The sequence below is a fragment of the Xanthovirga aplysinae genome, from assembly GCF_009711365.1.
In the GTDB taxonomy this organism is placed as follows: domain Bacteria; phylum Bacteroidota; class Bacteroidia; order Cytophagales; family Cyclobacteriaceae; genus Xanthovirga; species Xanthovirga aplysinae.
Map to the genome: position 1 here is coordinate 1 of NZ_SMMB01000892.1, position 5,150 is coordinate 5,150.

The 5,150-nt window shown below is 34.3% G+C and carries 6 protein-coding genes; 3 read left to right on the forward strand and 3 right to left on the reverse strand.

Annotated features, from left to right (window positions below; genetic code table 11):
• Positions 1–32: 32 nt before the first annotated feature.
• The 3 genes from E1171_RS07525 to E1171_RS07535 all read right to left on the reverse strand — a co-directional run bounded on the left by E1171_RS07525 (position 33) and on the right by E1171_RS07535 (position 2,255).
• Positions 33–377, reverse strand: a complete 345-nt coding sequence (locus E1171_RS07525) for a TfoX/Sxy family protein (protein WP_155205398.1) — start codon at positions 375–377, stop codon at positions 33–35.
• A 126-nt stretch (positions 378–503) separates the two neighbouring features.
• Positions 504–2,015 (reverse strand): S41 family peptidase, encoded by a 1,512-nt coding sequence (locus E1171_RS07530; RefSeq protein ID WP_155205399.1) that lies wholly within the window; start codon positions 2,013–2,015, stop codon positions 504–506.
• Between the two features lie 48 nt (positions 2,016–2,063).
• Positions 2,064–2,255, reverse strand: coding sequence for a hypothetical protein (locus E1171_RS07535; RefSeq protein ID WP_155205400.1), 192 nt, complete (start codon positions 2,253–2,255; stop codon positions 2,064–2,066).
• A gap of 690 nt (positions 2,256–2,945) precedes the next feature.
• Here E1171_RS07535 and E1171_RS07540 point away from each other — a divergent pair.
• From E1171_RS07540 to E1171_RS07550, 3 genes are all read left to right on the forward strand, one after another.
• Positions 2,946–3,410 carry a hypothetical protein gene (locus E1171_RS07540; protein WP_155205401.1) on the forward strand — a complete coding sequence of 155 codons (465 nt, stop codon included), beginning with the start codon at positions 2,946–2,948 and terminating at the stop codon, positions 3,408–3,410.
• Between the two features lie 442 nt (positions 3,411–3,852).
• A complete protein-coding gene (locus E1171_RS07545) occupies positions 3,853–4,305 on the forward strand; it encodes a DUF2231 domain-containing protein (protein ID WP_155205402.1) in 453 nt (150 codons plus the stop codon).
• 32 nt (positions 4,306–4,337) lie between these two features.
• The gene (locus tag E1171_RS07550; RefSeq protein ID WP_155205403.1) at positions 4,338–5,072 is read left to right on the forward strand and encodes a hypothetical protein; all 735 of its coding nucleotides are present in this window, start codon (positions 4,338–4,340) and stop codon (positions 5,070–5,072) included.
• The last annotated feature ends 78 nt before the right edge of the window (positions 5,073–5,150 follow it).

The window sequence follows — 5,150 nt, forward strand, 5'->3', positions numbered from 1 at the left end:
AAAATTAGATGAGGCTAATTTGAGTTATGGAACTATTTTGTTTTTGAATTTACATGCTTATTAATGGCAATTGATGTTTTCGCCCATTCAATTAGGTCATCTTGATTATTCATTATTTCTTTTGGGATAGAATAATAGGGCATTTTGCTATGTTGATGGGCTCCATTATTTTCAAATTGTTGTTTGTTAGATTCATTAACTTTCAGATATGCCTGACCTTTAGAGTCAACCATTCCAAACATTTTACCTTCACAAAATATTCCGTATCCACCAAACATCTTTTTGTGACTTATTTTTGCTATTGAAATCAATTTTTCAACTAGCAACTCCGCGGTTAAAGTGGAATCGTTTGAACCTTTATCTCCTTTTATTCCCATAATTTTATAAATTAAATTTTAATTGGATAAAAACACCTTAGATGAGTTCAATGAGTATTACTGTTCCAAAAGCTCTATAGTTAATTTGAAGATGAAAATTGGCAAAACTAATCCAGCTCATTTAGGTTATTGTTTGCTATATTCATTTTGCTTTTCATTTAGGATCAATTGAATCGCTTTTTCCATCTCCAAATCTCTATCACCTAGCAGATCTTCCACTTTATAATTTATTTTGTGATTAGGTAGTACACCTCTTCCAATTGGATGTTTTTGGTACATGTATCCAATCTGAATATTAGGTGAAATACGGACCATTATTTTGCTGTTAGGGAGTTGAATTACAATGCTATTCCCACCTGTAGGGCCTTCAAATGTTCCTCCACTTTCTTCACCAATAAAAATTGCATTGGTGGTTTTTTTAATGCCTGCTATTAGGTCAGCGGCACTTGAAAAACTAGCCCCGTTCATCAATACATACAATTGTCCGTTGAAAACATTCTCCTTAGGAGTTTGTAACTTAAGGTTCCTGCTGTATTCGTAATTATTGACCCATAAATTTTCAGTTAATTTTCTCATATATTCATCGTCATTATTAAAGAGAAGCTCAGAAGTATCTCTCTCTATTATGAGGTGTTTGAGAGGCCGAAAATCTAGGTGGCTTAGGAAAATGTTCTGATAAAGTTTAAAGGGTTGGTCATACAAATAAGAAATTAACTCAATCTGCTGATGTTCACTTCCTCCTTCGTTGTTCCTTAAGTCAATAATTAGGTTTGAGATATTCTTTTCCTTTAATTCCTTGAATGCTCTACCTAGGCGTGAATCATAATTCGGGTCTATCTCTTCATCATAAAATGAGCGAGAAATAGTTAGTACCCCATAATTATCCTCTTCCATCAAATCAAATTGAGGAGATGGGATTTTGAACCAAGCTCCTTCATCAATATTATAACTTTCAAGTAATTTCTCTTTTCTTTCATCAATTGAAATCCCCTTTAGTTTCTTTTTTTTAAGAATGCGGCTTTGATATTCCTGATATTCAATATTAAAGGTAGTGCTTCTGTCGATATGGAGATGGTAGTAAAGGTCAAATCCATGAAAGCTATAGAAGAAATATCGTTCAATTAATCGTTTTTTACGCGTTTCAATGTTACCATCTGTGGCAATGCCTTTCAACATCACTTTGTAAATTTCGTCCGATGATTTTCCATTTATTGAAATGATTTTTGAACCATTGGGGATGGGATTCTCCTCGCTACAATCGTTGAATAGATAAAATTCATTGTTAATTATTTTAATATAGAATGGCATTACTTTTTTCTCCAATACTTCTTTTTTAAGTTCATATTGAGGAATGGTGTAAAGATGCCCACATTTAATGCTTGCGTTGAGTTTGCTCACAAGACTCAGAAAATCAAGCCCTGAAATTTCTCCATGGATGGAATTATATGTTTTTTTAAACCTATTATCTACAGTCTTTTTATCATCGTACTTGTAAAGTCTGGGATGGACATATTCTAGTGAAAACCTTAGCAAGTTTAGGTCCTCCTGAGCCTGTTCCTTTGTTAGCTTGACTGTAGACTGGGCACAGACTTGAATGTAAGTTGAGATTATTAACGATATGGTGTAAAAGTTTCTCAATTTGATTGGATGAAATTTGAAATTACAATCGTATAGACCAAATATGAATTATCCTTCAGGATGAATATACAAAAAATGTCGTATATCTGACCCATGCCCAGAGCTCTCATCTAGTGAGGAAGTGATATTAAATAGATGGGGAACTATACTGATCAACTCTTGATAGCTAATGATAGGTTGGTGATGATAGATGATCCATTTCTCTTGTTTACGACCTAAGGTTTTTGTAATAGCCTTCAATACTGTTTACTCTTTATTCATTTGGAATTTTTGCTGTTCAGACTGCAGGTAGGAAATAGAGAATTTGGAAAGATATCCCTATTGCTGAAGGAGGGAAAATGTAAGAACCTGTTTTGAATAAGAATCCTACTTTCCCAAAAATAGAGAGATGGCAGAGGTATTTCTTAGCCCTAGCTAAAATCAATTTGGAAAAGAATTCATAATTATTCCAATGGAAAGCTAAGGTTACATATAGCCCATGGTAGTGGGATAGGAGAGGACCGTTAAAGTAATTGAATAAAAATTAATAATTTTGTCGTTCCTTTTAATACTATAAAAGGCCCCTTTAAATATAAGTACGCCCGGAAGTAATGAAAAGGGAAATCAAGAATGGGAATAGGGTAGAGTAAGTACTGATTCTGAAAAAGAGGTTAGCGAATAGGTAATCATCTAAATTGGGAGTTTTTGAATATTTTTTTTCTAGTTCGAAAGATAAAGTGAGATTTCTTCTTCCTTTGGGCAGGTGAATTGACAGAATTCTTTTACGGTAACAAAAGGATGAAGGTATTTTTTAAAGTGTTTCTGGATATCAATCTGATTGGTAATCAAGGTTTTCTATTTCAAATAGATTTTTTTCTTATTTAATGAAACAAAAAAATTAGAAATGTCGTTACCTTTACACTAAAACAACTCCTTTTTATAAAGAAGCACTTGAAATCTCTTTTTACTTTTTTAATAGCTGGGATTATCCTACTACAAAGTGTAGGCTTTACTGTTTCCCATCATTTTATGGGTGATGAGGGGGTGAATCATTCAATTATCTTTTTAGCCACTGATTCCACAGATCATCAGGAAGATTTTGAGAGCCATGTTCATGATGGGCATTTCGAGAATACTGTTAAAAAATTAAACCCGGCACCACTTCATTCCTATGCTATGCAGGCAGAGGATAATAATTTTCAGGATATTCATACTTTTTATTCTTTAAGTGATGGGACGCTGACTGAAAAAGCTTCTTTTGATCTTTTTCCAGCTCTGTTACTTGTTATTGGCCTGTTTTTTCTTCAAGCCTTACCCCTTATTCAAAAACATATTGGGCTTTTGATAAGGCCACCTTTGCTTTATCGGAAGCGTTTAATGCAATTACTTTCTTACCTTCAGGTCTTTAGAAATTAGACCTTTTCTCATCAATACAGCATTCTTTTCGCTGTGCCTAAATTTCTGTATGCCAAATCGTGTTTTTTCGGTAAAACTGAAATAAACAAACCTTAATTCTTTTGGGCCTTCGGATGGTTTTTTTCCGAAAACCAATAAAGAAAAGCTTTGCCTTTATTTTCCTTATTGTATCGAATAGATTGTTTAGAGCAAAAAATTTAGGGAAACAACTTCTCTTTTTGATTTGTCTGAGCTGATGAATTTTATGAGGGAAGAAGACTGTCCTTTTCTGGCAAAATTGGTTTAAAACACGGTTTGTCAAGGCGATATTTTCCAATTCTTTGGGGATTCCTTTAATGGTATTGCCCTCCGTTCTACAGAAATTTTAGATAGCTAAAAGCTTATTCATTTTAGTGCTAAAAGCGCTTGTATGCTATTTTTTTAACCGTAAAAAATCATCAAAATGGAAATATTACCTGATTGGTTACCCAATATTCATGTGCTGCTGATCCATTTTCCTATTGTCTTGCTTACAATGGCTTTTTTTGTTCATTTGGCGGAGCTTTTTACAAAGGAAAAATTAGTCATAAAAAGCAGTAACCTTCTTTATGGGGCTGGAACCCTTTTTACTTTGATCACTTATTTGAGTGGAAGGTCTGCGGTAGGTCAACTAAATGTCCCTTTTAAGGCAGAAATGACTTTAAGCACGCATTCGGATATGGCTTTATACACCCTAATTTTCTTTTCAGTTTTTACATCTGGAAAAATTTTGGCCTTTATCTATGGAAAATTTAATCAAAAAATCATCAGTTTGATTTTCTTTCTCCTTGCCGTCATAGGCATGTATTTTCTGATACGCACCGGAGATTTAGGAGGAAAACTGGTGTATAAATACGGTGTAGGAACCCTAAATTAACTTAATTATTTTTAACTAATCCATTTCAAACAATGAAAAGAAGAAACTTATTAACGGCTTTAGCTCTGGGAACTGGCATAACTTTATTTTTTGGTGCCTGCAGTCAGCAAAAAGAAAAATCAGAAAAAAAACATGATGAGGTGCATTCCCATGCTGAAGCACATGGAAACAAAAGTGAAATGAATCATGAAAATATGCATGACACTGGTATGCATGAAAGTGAGGACATCAGCTGGAAACCTAAGGGAGACGCAAAAACTGCCCTTACCGCCGATTTTCATTTCACTGTTGGTGGTATGGAGGATATTTCACCAGCCATTACTACCGACACTGATGGAGAAAAGGTTTTAAAGCTGAATGTTTCCAATAATCCGGCAGCCCTTGTTTTTCATAAGTCTTTTAGCAATGTAGGGGTTCGTACTGTGCTGAACAGGGAAAATTATGAAGGAACCCTAAAAATTGTGCATCACATGAAGGATGCCAATACCTATGAATTTGTTGCTATCAATGGCAGCAAAATGGTAATGGGTAGAATGATTAATGGAAAAGAAAAGATCATGGAAGAAAGTGACTTTGAGCAGTCTTCTGATTGGTTTTCCTTTAGTGTATCTGCAGCTGGTAGTCATTATAAAGGAAGTATTGGCAATAAAATGGTAGTACATGGCCATGATAAAGAAATGGAAAAAGGCTTTGTGGGCATCATGACTGAAGGACGAGGAATACTGCAAATCAAACAAATTGAAGTTGTACCTCTAGAAGCGGAATAATAGAAAAGTTGAGGTATAGGACAAAGGGCCGTAAAAGTTTGGAAATTTGTTTTAAGATGGAGGTTTGATGAGAATCTG